The following is a 17,370-nucleotide window of genomic DNA, read 5'->3' as shown; positions in this document are numbered from 1 at the left end:
TGGATCATGGGTGCGTTCGTGATCGGAGCACTTCGAGTGGTGCTGATGCTCGCGCTTGCCGGATCGCTGTTCGTGCAGGTCGTCATGGTGCCGCTGCTCTGGCGCGATCTCGCCGGGGCGCCCGAGGCCGCGCGGATCGCGGCGGTGGTGATCGTCGTGCTCGGCATCGCGACGCTGCAGATCTGCGCCGTGTGCATCTGGCGGCTGCTGACGATGGTGCGGCGGGGGTCGGTGTTCTCCCGGCGCGCCTTCCGCTACGTCGACGCCATGATCGTGGCCATTCTCGTGGGCGCGCTCCTGATCTTCTCCCTCGCGGTGCTGCTGGCACCGGGAAGCGTGGCGCCCGGCGTCGTCGGTCTCATCTGCGGAGCCGCCCTGGTGGCGGCGGGTATGGCCCTGGTGGTCTTCGTGCTGCGGATGCTGCTGATCCAGGCCGTGGAGCGTGAGACCGAGGCGCGTCGGCTGCGCTCCGAGCTCAGCGAGGTGATCTGATGCCCATCGTGGTGGACATCGACGTCATGCTCGCGCGGCGCAAGATGCCGGTGGCGGTGCTCGCAGAGCGGGTCGGCATCACTCCGGCGAACCTCGCCGTTCTGAAGAACGGGCGCGCTAAGGCCGTGCGCTTCACGACGCTCGAGGCACTGTGCGAGGTGCTCGACTGCCAGCCGGGTGACCTGCTGCGATGGGAGCCCGATACACCGCCCCTGACCTCCCGTCCGGAGCAGCCCGCGCGAGCCGCCGCCGAGCAGCGCTGACTGCACCATCAGACGTCGCGTCGCAACCCCCGTTCGTCGGGCGGCGTCGCTCGGTAGCGTGCTGGCACACCTACGCGAGGAGGGCGCCATGACGCGCTTCGGATACACCCTGATGACGGAGCAGAGCGGGCCGCGGCAGCTGGTCGACTACGCGGTCAAGGCCGAGGCGGCCGGCTTCGACTTCGTCGTGTCCAGCGACCACTACTCGCCGTGGCTGACGGAGCAGGGGCACTCCCCCTACGCCTGGAGCGTGCTCGGGGCCGTCGCCTACGCCACGCATGACGTGGAGCTGATGACATACGTCACGTGCCCGACCATGCGGTACCACCCCGCCGTCGTGGCGCAGAAGGCGGCAACCCTTCAGCTGCTGTCCGAGGGGCGGTTCACGCTGGGGCTCGGGTCGGGCGAGAACCTCAACGAGCACGTCGTCGGCGAAGGCTGGCCGGCGGTGCAGATGCGCCAGGACATGCTCGTCGAGGCCATCGAGATCATCCGGGCGCTGCACACCGGGGATCTGGTCACCTACGACGGGCAGTACTTCCGCGTCGACTCGGCGCGCATCTGGGACTGCCCGGATGGCGGGGTGCCGATCGGCGTCGCGGTGTCGGGCGAGTCCTCGATCGAGCGGTTCGCCGGACTGGCCGACCATCTCATCGCGGTGGACCCGGAGCCGGAGCTGATCGAAGGGTGGGATGCCGCGCATCCGGCGTCGTCGCGCAAGATCGGTCAGATTCCGATCAGCTGGGATCCTGACCGCGACGCGGCCGTCGCGCGGGCGCATGAGCAGTTCCGCTGGTTCGCCGGCGGCTGGGCGGTGAACGCGGATCTGCCGACGCCGGCCGGGTTCGCCGCGGCATCCCAGTTCGTTCGTCCCGAGGACGTGGCGGAGTCCATCGCTGCCGGCCCCGACCTGGACGAGCTCGCCGAGAGCGTGCGCCCGTATCTCGACGCCGGGTTCACCGACGTAGCGATCGTGCAGGTGGGCGATGAGCAGCAGGACCGCTTCGTCACCGAGGTCGCCCAGCCGCTGCTGGAGAAGCTCCGCACCCTCTGACGCGGCTCCGTCGCGCCGAGCCCGTGAAACAGCATCTGGGCGCTGAGACGGTGGTCGTTTACCGCTGTCTCGGCCGTCAGATGCCGTCTCATCGGCAGAGCGGTGGTCGAACCCGCGCGACCGGTGGCCTAAGCTAGGAGGTGAGGATCCCGCGTCATCTGCGCGGCCCTCAACCGAAGGCCAGGGCTTCCACCCCTGGCCTTCACCTTTTGCGGCACCGGTCGCGCAGCAGGCTAGGCGTGCTCGTCCTCGGCACTCGACGGGGGCTGCACCGTCCACGACGGCGGCTCGTCGGTCCCCGCCGCCTCGTCGCGCTCGGCATCCGCGTGGGTCGCCTGCACGATGCCGGCCGCGTGGTGCGACGGCGCGTACACCGTGTAGAGGCGCAACGGCTCATCGCCGGTGTTGATCACGTCGTGCCACGTTCCGGCAGGCACCTGGATGGACCACCCGTCCGCCACGTCGTGCTCGAAATCGAGCTGGTCCTTCGCGGGCCCCATCACGACTCTGCCACTGCCGGCATCGAGACGGAGGAACTGATCGGTGTCAGGGTGGGCCTCGAGCCCGATCGACTCACCGACGGGGATGGACATCAGGGTCACCTGCAGGTGCTTCCCGGTCCACGCCACCGTGCGGTAGTTCTCGTTCTGTCGGGTCGCCGATTCGATGTCGAAGGCGTTCGGCTTCGGGCCGTTGTCGCTGACAGACATTGTCGTGTCTCCTGCTCTCCGCATGCACCGCGCCGAATGGCGCGGGAGTGCCGATCATCGCAGGACACGCCGTCCACCGGAAGGGAGCGCGCGCGTCACCGAGCGGCACGACAGCGTGGCCGGGTGGATGTTCGCCACGTCACGCCCGTCGCAAGAAGAAACTCCCTTGATGAATCAAGGGAGTTTCGGAGCCTGATGGCTCCCCGGCTTGGACTCGAACCAAGAACCTATCGGTTAACAGCCGATTGCTCTGCCAATTGAGCTACCGAGGATCATGTCCGCCTTGCGGCGGGCAACTCGTCAATCCTAGCAAACCCGAAAGGGTGCTCGTGACCTCACGACGCGACGAGATTGCGCGTGTCGTCGTCGCCCGGCGTCCACAGCAGACCCCGGGTGCCGTGGCCGGATGCCACCGTGTGACCGCCGCGCAGAACGAGCACATCCGCGTCGAGTTCATCGGCGGCTGCGGCCTCGTTGGTCACGATCACCGTTGCCATGCCGTACTCGTGCCGGCGGCGCAGCACCGCGTCGCGCGCCGCGACCCGCACCTCGACGTCCAGGTTCGCGTACGGCTCGTCGGCCACGAGCAGACGCGGGCGCAGCATGAGGGCGCGGGCCAGCGCCACACGCTGACGCATGCCGGCACTCAGCTCGTACGGGTACTTGTCGGCAGCACCGAGGGGCAGGTGCAGCTCGTCCAGGAGCGCCGCGACGCGCACCGCGAGGGCGCGGGCGTTCACCCGCCGGTCACGGCTGATCACCGGCTCCCCCACGACGTCGGCGACGGTCAGTCGGGCGGGGAGATCGGCGCCTGCGCGCTGCGGAAGATAGCCGGTGACGTAGGTGTGCACGCGGCGGCTGCGCCCCCGCTTCCCCGCCCGCACCCCCTCGACGACGGCACTGCCGCCGACGATCGTCAGCGTGCTGTCGCCGCGGCCGGCGAGCACCGCGGCGAGACTCGACTTGCCGGCTCCCGTGGGACCCATGACCGCGAGGGTGCCCGCCCGCGGCAGCGTGAAGGTGACGCCGTCGACCACGCGCTGCCCGGAGCCGCCATGGGCGATCGACAGGTCGTCGCACCGGATGGAGATGTCGTCGTCGGCGGCCGATGTCATGTGTTCATCCTGCCCTGTTCCGCGACGGCGGGGCTACTCGGCGACGAGGCGCGCACGCTCGGCATCGAGCTCCCGCAACCGCAGTCGCACCGCCCGGCCGCCGTCGGAGTCGGGAGCCACCCGCTGGATGTGCCCCAGCAGCTGGGTCTTCTCCCGCTCCACCGCGCGCAGTCGCAGTCTGCGGGCGAGGTCGGCGGTGGACGCCAGCGCGTCCGCCTCCGTGCGCGCGGGGAAATCCGCTGTGAGCAGCTCGGCCGCGAGAGTGCGGTACGGCTCCCGCACCGACTCCACCGCGGCAGCCGCCCACCCGATACGGGTGCGGTCCGGATGCTCGGCAACGGCGCGGCGCACGGCCTCCAGCGCGGGATGGTGGAACGGCAGCGCCAACGCGGGGTCGAGCACCGCGGCATCCACCGCATGCCCGTACTGCAACACCCCCATGATCGCGTCGCGCTCGAGGGCGACGTCGGCGGTGCGAGGAAGCCCGGCGAGGGTCACGCGCGGCATCGGCGCCTCGCCGTCGGCGGACGGAGCGGCAACAGGTGCCGCCGGCGTCTCCGGATGCCGCTGCGCGCCGCTGCGCGCCGCACGCTCCACCGCGGGGGCCACCTCGGAGAGGTCCAGGCCCAGCTTGCGCGCCAGCACGCGTGTGTAGCCCGGGCGCAGGGCGGGGTCGCGGATGTCGGCGACGATCGGCGCGGCCGCGCGCAGCGCGCCGACACGTCCTTCGACGGTGGCCAGGTCGTAACCCGCCAGACGCTGCTCGATGACGAACTCGAACATCGGCGCCTTGGCCTCGAGCAGCGCACGCACCGCCCCGTCGCCGCGTTGCACCCGCAGGTCGCACGGGTCCAGACCGCCGGGGGCGACCGCGACGTAGGTCTGGGCGGAGAAGCGCTTCTCCTCCGAGAAGGCGCGCAGCGCCGCCTTCTGCCCGGCGGCATCCGGGTCGAACGTGAACACGACCTCGCCCGACACGTCGCTGTCGCCCATCACCCGGCGCAGCACCGTGATGTGGTCGGAGCCGAACGCGGTGCCGCAGGTCGCGATCGCGGTGGTCACCCCGGCGAGATGGCACGCCATGACGTCGGTGTAGCCCTCGACCACGACCACGCGGTGCTGGCGTGAGATGTCGCGCTTGGCGAGGTCGAGGCCGTAGAGCACCTGCGACTTCTTGTAGATGACCGTCTCGGGGGTGTTGAGGTATTTCGGCCCTTGATCGTCGTCGTAGAGCTTGCGGGCGCCGAACCCGATCACCTGCCCGGTGACGTCGCGGATGGGCCACACCAGTCGACCGCGGAACCGGTCGTAGACGCCGCGCTGCCCCTGCGACAGCAGTCCCGCCGCGACCTGCTCCTCGTCGCTGAACCCCTTCGCCTTGAGAGCGTCACGCAGGTGCGACCACCCCTTGGGCGCGTAGCCGACACCGAAATGGGCTGCCGCGGCCGCGTCGAAGCCGCGGCCGCCCAGAAAGCTGCGGGCGGCCTCGGCCTCGGGGATGGACAGCTGCGAGCGGAACCACTCGGCCGCGGCGCTGTTGGCGGCGTAGAGGCGCGACCGGCCCGAGGTCTCGGGCGCTGCCGCGCCGTCTTCGTAGTGCAGCGGGTAGCCGAGCCGGCCGGCGAGGCGCTCGACCGCTTCGCTGAACGAGACGTGGTCCATTTGGCGCAGGAACGTATAGACGTCGCCCGACTCGCCGCAGCCGAAGCAGTGGTAGAAGCCGGCCTGCGCGCGCACGTTGAAGCTGGGGCTGCGCTCGTCGTGGAAGGGGCACAGGCCCTTGAGTGATCCGACGCCGGCAGGCTTGAGGGCGACCCGCTCGCCGATCACGTCGGCGATGTTGGTACGGGCCTTCACCTCATCGACGTCGGCCTGGCGGATCCGTGCCATCAGAGCCCCTCGAGCGGCTCGGGCAGTGCATACGCGTCGGAGGCGACCACGCGGCTCCCCGGCGCCCACACTCCGAGGCTCGCCAGGTCGACCGGCTCCACCAGCCGCGAGTACCAGGCGATCGCGAAGCGGTCGGTGAGGGTGGCGACCTGGTCGACGACCACGCGGCGGCGCGCGGCATCGGTGTCTGCCCGCTCGAAGTCCCCCGCGTGCAGCAGGTCGAGGTGGTCCGGACGCTCCCACAGCGCGGTCGCGAGGCGCTTGAGCAGGCGGCGCTGCTCCTTGTAGAGCCCCTTGCGTCCCTCGATGGAGACGACGAAGGCGCCGATGATCCCCTTGAGCACCGCCATCTCGGCCTCGATCACCCGCGGCACAATGACACGGCCGCGGTAGCGGGTGAGCACCGGCGTGTCGAAATGCTCGCGGGTCGCGGAGGTGGCGGCGCGGGCGAACCGTCCGATGAGGTCGGACGTGAGGTTCTTCAGCCGAGCCAGCGCGGCGCGCGAGCCGTCGAAGGTCGTGATCCACTCCGGCATCCTCATCAGCCGGAACAGGGCGTCGTCGAGCTCGTCGCGTGCGAAGTCATAGCCCACCCAGGTCTGGATGGCGCTGAGGATCGCCTCGTGCTCGCGGGGATCCGACAGCCGACGGGGGTCGAGGTAGCCGTTGACGATCGCGTCCTCGAAGTCGTGCACCGAGTAGGCGATGTCGTCGGAGAGGTCCATGACCTCCGCCTCGATGCACCGCACGCGGCCGGGCGCGTCCTGGCGCATCCAGCGGAAGACCGCCTCGTCCTCGGGATAGACGCCGAACTTCAACCGTCCGCCGGGATCGGGCACGGGGTGCTCCGCAGTCCACGGGTACTTGCACGTGGCGTCGAGGCTCGCCCGGGTGAGGTTCAGCCCGAAGCTCGTCCCGTCGTCGTCGACCACCTTCGGCTCGAGTCGGGACAGGATGCGCAGCGTCTGCGCGTTGCCCTCGAACCCGCCGATGTCGGCCGCCCAGTCGTTGAGCGCCCGCTCGCCGTTGTGCCCGAACGGCGGGTGACCGATGTCGTGGCTGAGGCACGCGGTGTCGACGACGTCCGGAGAGAGCTGCAGCGCGATCGCCAGCTCCCGGCCGACCTGCGCGACCTCGAGCGAGTGCGTGAGGCGGTTGCGGGCGAAGTCGTAGGGGCTGGCCGGGCTCAGCACCTGCGTCTTGGATGCCAGACGTCGCAGCGCCGCCGAGTGCAGCACGCGAGCACGGTCGCGCGCGAAGCTGTCACGCTGCGAACGATGGCGCTCAGGGTGGAACCGCGCCGCGTCGTCGTCGTCGTATCCGTCGGGGCGCCCGGTCGAGACGCCGACGCCGCTGGCCAGTTCACCCGCCACTGTTGTCGATCTCCGCTTCTGCCAGCATCGCGCCGGCCTCCGCCGCGAGGTCACGCGACGCCAGCCAGCCGTCGGGAAGGGCCGGTCGCTTGGGGGTGCCGGCGCGGCCGCGCTGGCCCTCCGCAGCGGAACCGGGATAGGCCGCGGTGCGGTCGAGCGTGGCGAGGACCTCGTCGATCTCCGCCAGGCTCCCCACCGTCGCCAGTCGCGCGCGCGTGTCGCCGCCGACCGGGTAGCCCTTGAAGTACCACGCGGCGTGCTTGCGGATGTCGCGGCAGCCGCGGTCTTCACTTTCGTAGAACTCCACGAGAAGCTGCGCGTGCCGCCGGAACGCGTCGGCCACGAAGCCGAGCGTCGCGTCGACCGCCGGCGCCGGGGCGGCGTGCGGGGCGAAGGCACGGGCGAGGTCACCGAACAGCCACGGACGCCCGAGGCAGCCGCGGCCGACCACGACGCCGTCGCAGCCGGTCTCGGCCATCATGCGCACGGCATCGTCGGCAGACCAGATGTCTCCGTTGCCGAGCACCGGCACACTCGTGACGGCCTGCTTGAGCTGCGCGATCGCGTCCCAATCGGCGTGGCCGGAGTAGAACTCCGCGGCCGTGCGCGCGTGCAGGGCGACCGCGGCCACCCCGGCATCCTCGGCGATGCGGCCCGCATCGAGGAACGTCAGGTGATCGCGATCGATGCCCTTGCGCATCTTCACGGTCAGCGGGATGTCGCCGGCGGCGCGTGCCGCACGCGTGACGATGTCGCGGAACAGCCCGAGCTTCCAGGGCAGCGCCGCTCCGCCGCCCTTGCGGGTGACCTTGGGCACAGGGCAGCCGAAGTTGAGGTCGATGTGGTCGGCGCGGTCCTCCTCGACCAGCATCCGCACGGCAGCCTCGGTGGTCGCGGGGTCCACGCCGTACAGCTGGATGGAGCGCGGCGTCTCGGACTCGTGGTGCTGGATGAGGCGCATGGTCACCGGGTTGCGCTCGACGAGGGCCCGCGTGGTGATCATCTCGCTGACGTAGAGCCCGGCGCCGTATTCACGGCACAGCCGACGGAACGCGGTGTTGGTGATTCCTGCCATCGGGGCGAGCACGACCGGCGCGTCGAGCTCGATGGGCCCGATGCGCAGCGCGGGGGCGGAGGCGACGGTGGAGGACATCCTGTCCATTCTCCCAGACGATCACCGACCCGCAGGTGTCGGGCGGACCTATCGTGGACAACATGACCGACGAACAGAGCGCGGACATCCGCGAGATCCCCTTCCGCACCGCCGACGGTGAGGAGAAGACCCTCTCAGATCTCGGCGATGGCCCCTTCCTCGTCGTCAACGTCGCGTCGAAATGCGGTCTCGCGCCGCAGTACGAACAGCTGGAGGAGCTGCAGCGCACCTATGGCGACCGCGGCCTGACGGTCGTCGGTTTCCCCAGCAACCAGTTCATGGGGCAGGAGCCCGGCTCGATGGAGGAGATCCTCGAGTACTGCTCCACCACATGGGGTGTCACCTTCCCCGTGCAGGAGAAGATCCATGTCAACGGCCGCCACGCCGCTCCGCTCTACAAGGCGCTGAAGAAGGCGCGCAACGTCGAGGGCGCCCGCGGTCCGGTGATGTGGAACTTCGAGAAGTTCCTGGTGGCCCCGAACGGCACCGTGCACCGCTTCCGCCCCCAGACCAAGCCCGACGCCCCTGAGGTCATCGCCGCCATCGAGGGCGCGCTGGCCGGCTGACCCCGACCGCGTCCGCCCGGCGTGCGAAGGGCCTCACCGCGATGATGCGGCGAGGCCCTTCGTCTGTGCGGATGCGTCAGGCGGCGGGGACGGCGTCGCCGCGCTCGGCCCACACCTGGCGGGCGATCTGCGCGAATGCCTCTGCCGGCTGCGCGCCGCTCACGCCGTACTTGCCGTCGATGACGAAGAACGGCACGCCCGTGATGCCGTACGCCTGCGCCTGCTGCTGGTCGGCGCGCACGTCGGCGAGATACTGCGAGCTCTCGAGCGCGGCGCGGGCGGCCTCCACGTCGAGACCGGCGTCGGCGGCCAGCTGCACGAGGTCGTCGATGCGACCCACGTGGCGGCCTTCGGTGAAGTACGCGGACATCAGGCGCTCGGCCATCTCGTGCTGGCGGCCGTGGGCCTTGGCGAAGTGCAGCAGCTCGTGCGCCTTCACCGTGTTGGTGTGCTTGAGCAGATCGAAGCGGTACTCCAGACCGGCTTCGGCGGCGACGCCGGTCACCCGCTGGAGCATCTCCTCGACCTGGTCGCGCGGCATTCCCTTGTGCCCCGCGAGGAACTCGATCTCGTCACCGTCGAAGTCCACGGGGGTGTCGGGCGAGAGCTCGTACGAGTGGTAGGTCACCTCGACGACGGGCGCGTCGTCGTCGGCGGATGCCGCCGCCAGCCCGTTCTCGAGGTTGCGCTTGCCGATGTAGCACCAGGGGCAGGCGATGTCACTCCACACGTCGATCTTGATGGCATCCGTCATACCGGTGGCCAACGCGACACGGATGAGGCCTATTCCCGTGCGTTCATACGTTCGGTGTGTCGACGGCTCCGCCGAACCGTCGGTCGCGGTCGAGGTAGATGCCGATCGCGCGCCAGAGGTCGGCTCGTGAGAAATCCGGCCACAGCGTGTCGAGGAACACCATTTCCGCATACGCGGCCTGCCAGAGCAGGAAGTTGGACGTGCGCTGCTCGCCGCTCGAGCGCAGGAACAGGTCGACGTCGGGCATCTCGGGCACGTACAGGTGCGAGCGGATCAGCTTCTCACTGACCGCCGACGGTTTGATGCGCTTCGCAGCGACGTCGTCGGCGATCGCGCGCACGGCATCCACGATCTCCACGCGGCCGCCGTAGTTCACGCACATGGTGAGGGTGAGCACGTCGTTGCCGGCGGTGAGCTGCTCGGCGTACTGCAGTTCCTTGATCACCGAGCTCCAGAGCCGCGGCTTGCGCCCGGCCCAGCGCACCCGCACGCCCCACTCGTTCAGCTGGTCGCGGCGGCGGTGCAGCACGTCGCGGTTGTAGCCCATGAGAAAGCGCACCTCCTCGGGCGAGCGCGCCCAGTTCTCGGTGGAGAACGCGTAGACCGAGAGGTGCTTCACCCCGGCCTGGATGGCGCCGGCGACGACGTCGAGCAGCACCTCCTCGCCGGCTTTGTGCCCCTCGATGCGGGTGAGACCGCGACGGTTCGCCCAGCGGCCGTTGCCGTCCATGACGATCGCGACATGATTCGGCACCGCGCCGGGAGGGAACGCCGGCGGGTACTGCTGCGTCCAATCGAGGGGGCGGTACGGCACCGCGTCGCGGTGGGTATAGGGCTTCGGCGTCACCGGTGGGCTCCCGCTCTCGGGGTGGACGGTCTCGGAGTGTGGTCGGACGAGACGTGTGAGAGGGAGCGGATGCCGCGCTCGAGGTGCCACTGCGCGTAGGCGGCCACAAGGCCCGAGGCGGCGCTGGCGCTGCCGGGGGCTGCGGCATCCACCACGTCCCACTCCCCCGACAGCAGAGCGCGCAGCTGCGCTCCGGTCTCCGGGTGCACGCGGGCCGACCCCGCCGGGGCGCAGGCGGCGCAGACCATGCCGCCCAGCTGGGCGACGAACCGCTCGTGGGGGCCCTCGGCACCGCACCGCGCGCAGGCGTGCAGGCTCGGCGCCCAGCCCGAGAGGGCCATCACACGCAGCAGGTAGGAGTCGAGCACGGCGCGCGACGAGTGCTCGGCGCGCGAGAGCGCACGCAGGCCGCCGACCAGCAGCAGGTACTGCTGCGGCGTCGTCTCGGCCTCGTTCAGCCGGTCGGCGGTCTCGACCATCGCGCTCGCGGCGGTGTAGCGATCATAGTCGGCGGCGATCTCGGCGCCGTACGATCCGAGCGACTCCGCCTGCTGCACGATGTCGAGGGAGCGGCCCTGGTACAGCTGCACGTCGGCGACCATGAACGGCTCCAGGCGCGCCCCGAAGCGCGACGAGGTGCGCCGCACCCCCTTCGCGACGGCGCGCAGCTTGCCGTGGCGACGACTGAGCATCGTCACGATGCGGTCGGCTTCACCCAGCTTGTGGGTGCGCAGAACCACGACCTCGTCGCGATAGGTGGGCACCCTCCCATTATCGGTCGCCTGCGCGCCGTATCGCGCGGCGGCGCGACGACCGGGAGAATGTAGCGGTGCCCGAACCCACCTTCGTCATCCCCCTCTGGGCCGATCTGCTCGCCGTGGGGCTCGGCGGCGTGCAGGGGGCGCTGTTCGCCGCCGGATTCACCGGTCGACGTCTCGATCTGCTGGGCGTGGCGATCATCGGCATCGTGATGGGCATGGGCGGCGGCCTCATCCGCGACCTGCTGCTGAACACCACGCCGGTGACGCTGCAGAGCAACTGGTATCTGCTCACGGCGATGGGGGCGGCCCTCGTGGGCATGCTGCTGTCCGGCATCTTCCAGCGGCTCAACAACGTGATCATCGCTCTGGATGCCGTCGTGATCGGGCTGTTCGGCGCCTTCGGCACGAGCAAGGCGCTGGCTCTGGGGCTCCCGATGGTGCCCGCGGTGTTCATCGGGGTCTGCTCGGCGGTGGGCGGCGGCATCCTGCGCGACGTGATCATGGGGCTGCCCGTGGCGATCATGCACGTCGGGTCCCTCTACGCCGTGGCGGCGGCCGTCGGCTGCTTCGCCCTCGCGGGTCTGGAGGCGCTCGGGGTGACGCTGACGGTGGCGGCGGTGGTGAGCGTCGTGGTCACCGCGGTCATCCGGCTGCTCGCCGTGATCTTCGACATCTCGCTGCCCGAGCAGCGGCGGCTGCATCGCCGCAAGGTCGCCGTGGAGACGAGCGCCATCCCGGTCGTCTCCCCAGAGCCGCCCCGCCGCCCGTGGCTGCGCCGGCCCCGCCCCCGCCCCCGCCCCCATCGGTGAGACGAATACTGACGGCCGAGACGGCGGGTGATACCCACGGTCTCGGCCGCCAGTTGTCGTTTCAGCGCGCGGTGCCGCCTTCGGGGGCCCGGCGGGTTGCGGGTCAGACGGCGGCGAGCTCCGCGGAGCGGGTGCGGGTGCGGATCGCGCGGTTCACGCACGACACGATCGCCTTGAGGCTCGCGGTCGAGATGTCGCCGTCGATGCCGACGCCCCAGAGCCGCTCGCCGTCGACCTGCAGTTCGACGTAGGCAGCCGCCTGAGCGTCGCCGCCGGCGCTGAGCGTGTGCTCGACGTAGTCGTACAGCGAGATGTCGAAGCCTCGCCCGCCCAGCACCGACAGGAACGCCGCAATCGGTCCGTTGCCGGTGCCGGTGAGGTCTTCCGCGGCATCCCCGTCGCGCAGCGTCACGTCGAGTGTCACGTCGCCGGACATGTCGCTCTGCGTGCGGGTGGCGAGCAGCTCGAACCGGCCCCACTTGGCGTCGTCGGCCGCAGCGGGCAGATACTCGTCGGTGAAGATGTCCCAGATCTGATCGCTGGTCACCTCGCCGCCCTCGGCATCCGTCTTCGCCTGCACGACCCCCGAGAACTCGATCTGCAGCTTGCGCGGCAGGTCGAGGGAATGGTCCGAGCGCAGCAGATACGCGACGCCGCCCTTGCCCGACTGCGAGTTGACGCGGATGACCGCCTCGTACGAGCGGCCGAGGTCCTTCGGATCGATGGGCAGGTACGGAACGGCCCACTCGATCTCGTCGACCGAGACACCGGATGCCGCAGCGCGGGCTTCCATCGCCTCGAAGCCCTTCTTGATGGCGTCCTGGTGCGATCCGCTGAACGCGGTGAACACCAGGTCGCCGGCCCACGGGCTGCGCTCCGGAACGGGCAGCTGGTTGCAGTACTCGGCCGTGCGCTTGACCTGGTCGATGTCGCTGAAGTCGATCTGCGGATCGATGCCCTGGGTGAGCATGTTGATCCCCAGCGCGACGAGATCGACATTGCCGGTGCGCTCGCCGTTGCCGAACAGGCATCCCTCGATGCGGTCGGCGCCCGCCATGTAGCCGAGCTCGGCTGCGGCGATGGCCGTGCCCCGGTCGTTGTGCGGGTGCAGCGACAGGATCACGTTCTCGCGGTGCGCCAGCCGGCGGCTCATCCACTCGATCGAGTCGGCGTAGACGTTCGGCGTCGCCATCTCGACCGTCGCGGGAAGGTTGATGATCACCTTGCGCTCGGGCGTCGGCTCGAACACCTCGATCACCTGGTTGCAGATGTCAACGGCGAACTCGAGCTCGGTGCCGGTGTAGCTCTCGGGCGAGTACTCGTAGAACACCGCCGTCTCGGGAATGCGCTTCTCGAACTCGCGGCACAGCCGCGCCCCCTCGAGCGCGATGTCGATGATGCCCTGCTTGTCACTGCGGAAGACGACCTCGCGCTGCAGCACGCTCGTGGAGTTGTACAGGTGCACGATGGCCTGCTTCGCCCCGGCGATCGCCTCGTAGGTGCGCGCGATCAGGTGCTCGCGCGCCTGGGTCAGCACCTGGATGGTGACGTCGTCCGGGATCAGATCCTCTTCGATCAGCTGACGCACGAAGTCGAAGTCGGTCTGGCTGGCCGAGGGGAACCCGACCTCGATCTCCTTGTACCCCATGCCCACGAGCAGCTCGAACATGATGCGCTTGCGTTCGGGGCTCATCGGGTCGATGAGTGCCTGGTTGCCATCACGCAGATCGACGGCGCACCAGCGGGGCGCCGTCGTGATGCGCTTGTCGGGCCAGGTGCGGTCGGGCAGGTCCACGCGCAACTGCTCGTGGTACGGACGGTACTTGTGCACCGGCATGCCGGAGGGCTTCTGGGTGTTGTCCATGATGCTGTCGCTACTACTCTCGTCGAATGATGCGGGCCGACGACAAGCTCCGCGACGAGGGAGGCCCTAGAACGAGGTCTCGTCGCGGCGACTAAGAAGGAGAAGCCGGCCGAAGCGCATGGGCCCAATGTACACCCGTGCCGACGAGCGGGAGAACTCTGAGACGATCGCGCCGGCGGCGACACTCCACGGGCATGACCCCACGACGTCTCATCTTCGGACCCGCCATCGTCGTCTTCGCGGTGATGTCGGCCTCGGGCTGCGCCACCCCTTCGCCCTCGGCGGCTTCACCGGATGCGCCGGTCGGGCACGCGCTCGGGTCACTGTGGCCGGGGGCTCCGGAGGGCGAGGTGATCGGCCAGGGCACGGTCATGGACATCGCCGGGAGTGCCGAGCTGTGCCTCGGGGGCGTCATGGAGTCGTGGCCACCGCAATGCAACGGCATGCCTCTGAAGAGCTGGAGCTGGGAGGGCGTGGAGGGCTGGGATTCGCAGGGCGAGACCCGGTGGGGCACGTACGCGGTGCAGGGCACGTTCGACGGCGCGGAGCTGACGGTGACGCAGCCGCCGATCATGCTCGCGCTCTACGACCCGATGGCGGCGGACGACCCGACCGGCGGTCGCCCAGGCACGGCGAGCGAGGCGGAGCTCAGCGACATGCAGGAGCGCGTTGCGGAGGTCCTCGGTGAGGCGTACCTCGGGTCGTATCCCGAGAACGGACGCCTGGTGGTGGAGGTGCTGTGGGACGACGGCACGTGGCAGGATGCCGCGGACGCCGATTTCGGCCCCGACAAACTCCTCATCCGCTCCGCGTTGCAGCCGCTCGACTGACCTCCCAGCCCTGCACCAGGACCAGCGGCACCGGGCCCTCCGTCAGGGGACGAGGGCCAGCTTGCCGCCGGGGTGCCCGGACAGCAGAACCTGCAGCGCGTCGTGCAGTCGCTCGAGGGGGAAGACGCCCGCGATCGGCACCTCGAGCTCCCCCGCCCCGGCCAGGGCGATGAGCTCGGCCCGTACGCCGTCACGGTAGGCGGCGCTCGCCGGCATCCCGCCGCCGATGCGACGGATGCCGAGGCGCTCCGCCGCGTCGGTCGCGGCGATCGTCACGACGCGGGACGGATCGGCGACGACCTCGAGGGAGACCTGCAGGGCCTCGTCGGTCCCCGCTGCGTCGAGCGCGGCGACCACGGGGGCGTGGTTCGCAGCATCCCGCACCCGATCCAGCAGGCCTTCGCCGTACGCCACCGGCACCCCGCCGTAGCGACGCACCCGTTCGAACGACCCCGGTGACGCCGTCGCGATCACGCGCACGCCGAGCCGCCGCGCCAGTTGCAGCACCGCCACGCCCACGGCGCCGGACCCGCCGTGCAGCAGCACGGTCTCCCCCGGCGATGCGCCCGTCACGTGCAGCAGCTCGGATGCCGTCGTCCCCGCCAGCAGCAGGTTCGCCGCCTCCGGGTGCGTCAGCGACGCGGGCTTGGCGAACACCTTGTCGGCGGGGACCGTGAGTTCGGTCCCGTATCCGCCCGTGACGCGGAAGGCCAGCACCTCGTCGCCCACCGCGGCGGTGCCCGAGGCGATCTGCGTGCCCGGTCCGATCGCCGTCAGCACGCCGGAGACCTCGTACCCGATCGGGACGGGCAGGGACAGGCCGGGGCGCTCGACGGCCACGTGCTTCACATCGGCCGGGTTCATCCCCGCCGCCGCCATCTTGATCGTGACTTCGCCGTGGAGGGGTGCGGGGACCTCGACGTCGGCGAGCTCCCAGCCCTCCGGTCCGCCCCAGCGCGGCGCCTCCCAGCGGCGGGCCATCAGAACCCGAGGCGGCCGAGCTGCTTCGGGTCGCGCTGCCACTCCTTGGCGACGCGCACGTGCAGCTTGAGGAACACCCGTGTGCCGATCAGCGGTTCGATCTGGGCGCGAGCGCGGGCTCCGACATCGCTCAGCCGCGAACCGCGGTGCCCGATGATGATCGCCTTCTGGCTGTCCCGCTCGACCACGATGCTCGCGAAGATGTCGGTGAGGTCGCTGTCCTCGCGCGGGGCGATGTCGTCGACGGTGACGGCGATGGAGTGCGGCAGCTCGTCGCGCACACCCTCCAACGCCGCCTCGCGGATGATCTCGGCGATGCGGTCCTCGAGCGACTCGTCGGTGACGACGCCCTCCTCGTAGAGCGCGGGGCCGGTCGGCATGAGCGAGAGCAGCTCGTCGGAGAGCACGTCGAGCTGGTCGTCGGTGACGGCGGAGAGCGGGATGACGGCGTGCCAGTCCTCGCGCAGCGCGTCGACCTCGATCAGCCGCTCGGTGATCTGCTGGCGGCTGCCGGCATCGGTCTTCGTGACGATGGCGACCTTCTTGGCCCGCGGATACTTCGACAGCGACTCGGCGATGCGGCGGTCGCCCGGACCCACCTTCTCGGTGGCGGGCACGCAGAACGCGATCACGTCGACGTCGCCGAGCACCTGCTCGACGAGGTCGTTGAGACGCTCGCCGAGCAGGGTGCGCGGACGATGGATGCCGGGGGTGTCCACGATCACGAGCTGGCCGCCGGGGCGGTTCAGGATGCCGCGGATCGCGCGCCGCGTCGTCTGCGGCTTGTCACTGGTGATCGCGACCTTCTCGCCGACAAGGGCGTTGGTGAGCGTCGACTTGCCCACATTGGGGCGTCCCACGAAGGTGACGAAGCCGGAGCGCTGGACGTTCTCGTCGATGTGAAGCTCTCAATTCTGCATATGGATCTGCTGCCCCTTGATCAAGGGGTAATCCACCAGTGTAGTTGCGTCGAGATCCTCCTTGTGCATGTCGACGCCCGTGACCTGGCTGTTCTCGTAGGTCGTGTAGTAGTAGATGCCCTTGTCGGTGTTGCAGCACGACGAGTAGATCGTGATCTCGAACTTGCCCGGCTCCACCTCCACCAGGCCACGCTGCTGCGCGACGGAGCCGAGGATCTGGAAGAACTGGCTGATCGATTCCGATTCGGAATCGCCGGACTGCGAGTTCATCTTCGTGAAGACCGCCTTCACGAAGCGGGATGCCGACGACAGGTCGCCGGGCAGGCCGATCGCCCCCATCCCCCGGCTGTAGACGTCGAAGTCGAGCTCGGGAGCGAAGGTGTTCTCCGGGGGGTTCTTCGTCAGATGCATGAAGTTGTTGAGGTTGAAGGACTGGATGTCGAAGGTGGGATTGTTGGTCATGATCCCGTAGGGGTTGTCGTGCACCTTCAGCCCCTCCTTGACGCTCTCGACGGTGATCGAGCCGTCCCTGTCACTGATGATCCAGTGCAGGGGTGACGGCGGGAACTCCGCGCTGAACGCGGCATCGGTCACGACCAGGTCCGCGAGCGCGGCCCGCACCTCGGTGACGCTCTCGAACTGCCCCAGCACCCAGGGGATGAACTCGAACGACGCGACGTTCGTCTTCGCCGGGTCTTCCTGCTTGTAGTCGGCGTTTCCGGGGAAGTTGAGCCCCGCCATGCTGAGGCCCTTCTCATTCGTCGCGTCGTAATACAGCGGGTAGCCGTCGGCGATGGTCGCCATGCCGATGATCGCGTGGTGCGTCGCGAGCGTCGGCACCTTGCGGAACTCGAAGGGGAAGTTGCGGGGCGTGATCGTCACGGTCTCGTGGTACGAGAACTCCAGATCCAGATTGCGCCCGAAGTAGTGGTCCTTGGTCGTGTAGTTGGCTCCTGTGCACATGTGATGACCTCCGATGTCACGGTGT

At 69.7% G+C, this 17,370-nt stretch carries 18 protein-coding genes and 1 tRNA gene; 6 read left to right on the top strand and 13 right to left on the bottom strand.

The annotated features are described in order from the left end of the window. Positions 1-6 precede the first annotated feature (6 nt). From NQ165_RS02025 to NQ165_RS02015, 3 genes are all read left to right on the top strand, one after another. Positions 7-492 carry a DUF2975 domain-containing protein gene (locus tag NQ165_RS02025; protein ID WP_257530804.1) on the top strand — a complete coding sequence of 162 codons (486 nt, stop codon included), beginning with the start codon at positions 7-9 and terminating at the stop codon, positions 490-492. Then, complete coding sequence (locus NQ165_RS02020) at positions 492-755, top strand: helix-turn-helix transcriptional regulator (RefSeq protein WP_257530802.1); 264 nt, start codon at positions 492-494, stop codon at positions 753-755. The genes NQ165_RS02025 and NQ165_RS02020 overlap by 1 nt, the downstream gene beginning before the upstream one ends. Positions 756-843: 88 nt before the next feature. Further along, positions 844-1,809: an LLM class F420-dependent oxidoreductase gene (locus NQ165_RS02015; protein ID WP_257530800.1), complete on the top strand. Its 966-nt coding sequence runs from the start codon at positions 844-846 to the stop codon at positions 1,807-1,809. Positions 1,810-2,042: 233 nt separating this feature from the next. Here the strand turns inward: NQ165_RS02015 and NQ165_RS02010 are convergent, their stop codons facing one another. The 6 genes from NQ165_RS02010 to dusB form a co-directional block, all read right to left on the bottom strand. Further along, positions 2,043-2,519, bottom strand: a complete 477-nt coding sequence (locus NQ165_RS02010) for a cupin domain-containing protein (RefSeq protein WP_257530798.1) — start codon at positions 2,517-2,519, stop codon at positions 2,043-2,045. Between the two features lie 196 nt (positions 2,520-2,715). After that, positions 2,716-2,791 (bottom strand) — tRNA-Asn (locus tag NQ165_RS02005). A 63-nt stretch (positions 2,792-2,854) separates the two neighbouring features. Then, entirely contained in the window at positions 2,855-3,634 is a 780-nt protein-coding gene (locus NQ165_RS02000) for an ATP-binding cassette domain-containing protein (protein WP_257530796.1), read from the bottom strand. Between the two features lie 33 nt (positions 3,635-3,667). Further along, entirely contained in the window at positions 3,668-5,524 is a 1,857-nt protein-coding gene (gene dnaG / locus NQ165_RS01995) for a DNA primase (RefSeq protein WP_257530794.1), read from the bottom strand. Beyond that, a complete protein-coding gene (locus NQ165_RS01990) occupies positions 5,524-6,897 on the bottom strand; it encodes a deoxyguanosinetriphosphate triphosphohydrolase (RefSeq protein ID WP_257530792.1) in 1,374 nt (457 codons plus the stop codon). The genes dnaG and NQ165_RS01990 overlap by 1 nt, the downstream gene beginning before the upstream one ends. Beyond that, positions 6,887-8,050, bottom strand: coding sequence for a tRNA dihydrouridine synthase DusB (gene dusB / locus NQ165_RS01985; protein ID WP_257530790.1), 1,164 nt, complete (start codon positions 8,048-8,050; stop codon positions 6,887-6,889). The genes NQ165_RS01990 and dusB overlap by 11 nt, the downstream gene beginning before the upstream one ends. A gap of 62 nt (positions 8,051-8,112) precedes the next feature. On the opposite strand from dusB, the gene NQ165_RS01980 reads away from it, so the two are divergent. Further along, entirely contained in the window at positions 8,113-8,616 is a 504-nt protein-coding gene (locus NQ165_RS01980; RefSeq protein WP_257530788.1) for a glutathione peroxidase, read from the top strand. A 76-nt stretch (positions 8,617-8,692) separates the two neighbouring features. Here the strand turns inward: NQ165_RS01980 and NQ165_RS01975 are convergent, their stop codons facing one another. The 3 genes from NQ165_RS01975 to recO are packed head-to-tail and all read right to left on the bottom strand — an operon-like array spanning position 8,693 to position 10,981. After that, the gene (locus NQ165_RS01975) at positions 8,693-9,370 is read right to left on the bottom strand and encodes a DsbA family protein (protein ID WP_257530786.1); all 678 of its coding nucleotides are present in this window, start codon (positions 9,368-9,370) and stop codon (positions 8,693-8,695) included. Positions 9,371-9,413: 43 nt separating this feature from the next. Then, positions 9,414-10,217, bottom strand: coding sequence for an isoprenyl transferase (locus tag NQ165_RS01970; protein ID WP_257530784.1), 804 nt, complete (start codon positions 10,215-10,217; stop codon positions 9,414-9,416). Then, a complete protein-coding gene (gene recO, locus NQ165_RS01965; RefSeq protein ID WP_257530782.1) occupies positions 10,214-10,981 on the bottom strand; it encodes a DNA repair protein RecO in 768 nt (255 codons plus the stop codon). Before recO ends, NQ165_RS01970 begins: the two co-directional genes overlap by 4 nt. Positions 10,982-11,046: 65 nt before the next feature. Between recO and NQ165_RS01960 the strand changes: the two genes are divergently transcribed. Further along, positions 11,047-11,787: a trimeric intracellular cation channel family protein gene (locus NQ165_RS01960; RefSeq protein ID WP_257530780.1), complete on the top strand. Its 741-nt coding sequence runs from the start codon at positions 11,047-11,049 to the stop codon at positions 11,785-11,787. 103 nt (positions 11,788-11,890) lie between these two features. Here the strand turns inward: NQ165_RS01960 and leuA are convergent, their stop codons facing one another. Beyond that, positions 11,891-13,651 carry a 2-isopropylmalate synthase gene (gene leuA / locus NQ165_RS01955; protein WP_257530778.1) on the bottom strand — a complete coding sequence of 587 codons (1,761 nt, stop codon included), beginning with the start codon at positions 13,649-13,651 and terminating at the stop codon, positions 11,891-11,893. 194 nt (positions 13,652-13,845) lie between these two features. On the opposite strand from leuA, the gene NQ165_RS01950 reads away from it, so the two are divergent. Then, positions 13,846-14,481, top strand: a complete 636-nt coding sequence (locus NQ165_RS01950) for a hypothetical protein (protein ID WP_257530776.1) — start codon at positions 13,846-13,848, stop codon at positions 14,479-14,481. 42 nt (positions 14,482-14,523) lie between these two features. Here NQ165_RS01950 and NQ165_RS01945 read toward each other — a convergent pair whose 3' ends face one another. The 3 genes from NQ165_RS01945 to bsh are packed head-to-tail and all read right to left on the bottom strand — an operon-like array spanning position 14,524 to position 17,345. Further along, positions 14,524-15,462 carry an NADP-dependent oxidoreductase gene (locus NQ165_RS01945; protein ID WP_257530774.1) on the bottom strand — a complete coding sequence of 313 codons (939 nt, stop codon included), beginning with the start codon at positions 15,460-15,462 and terminating at the stop codon, positions 14,524-14,526. Next, positions 15,462-16,361: a GTPase Era gene (gene era, locus NQ165_RS01940; protein ID WP_257531715.1), complete on the bottom strand. Its 900-nt coding sequence runs from the start codon at positions 16,359-16,361 to the stop codon at positions 15,462-15,464. The genes NQ165_RS01945 and era overlap by 1 nt, the downstream gene beginning before the upstream one ends. Before the next feature lie 9 nt (positions 16,362-16,370). Then, positions 16,371-17,345: a choloylglycine hydrolase gene (gene bsh / locus NQ165_RS01935; protein ID WP_257530772.1), complete on the bottom strand. Its 975-nt coding sequence runs from the start codon at positions 17,343-17,345 to the stop codon at positions 16,371-16,373. Between the last annotated feature and the right edge of the window lie 25 nt (positions 17,346-17,370).

This window comes from Microbacterium sp. zg.Y1084 (assembly GCF_024623595.1).
Lineage (GTDB): Bacteria > Actinomycetota > Actinomycetes > Actinomycetales > Microbacteriaceae > Microbacterium > Microbacterium wangruii.
Note: the sequence above shows the minus strand (reverse complement) of the source record. Positions and strands in the feature narration are given on the sequence as shown.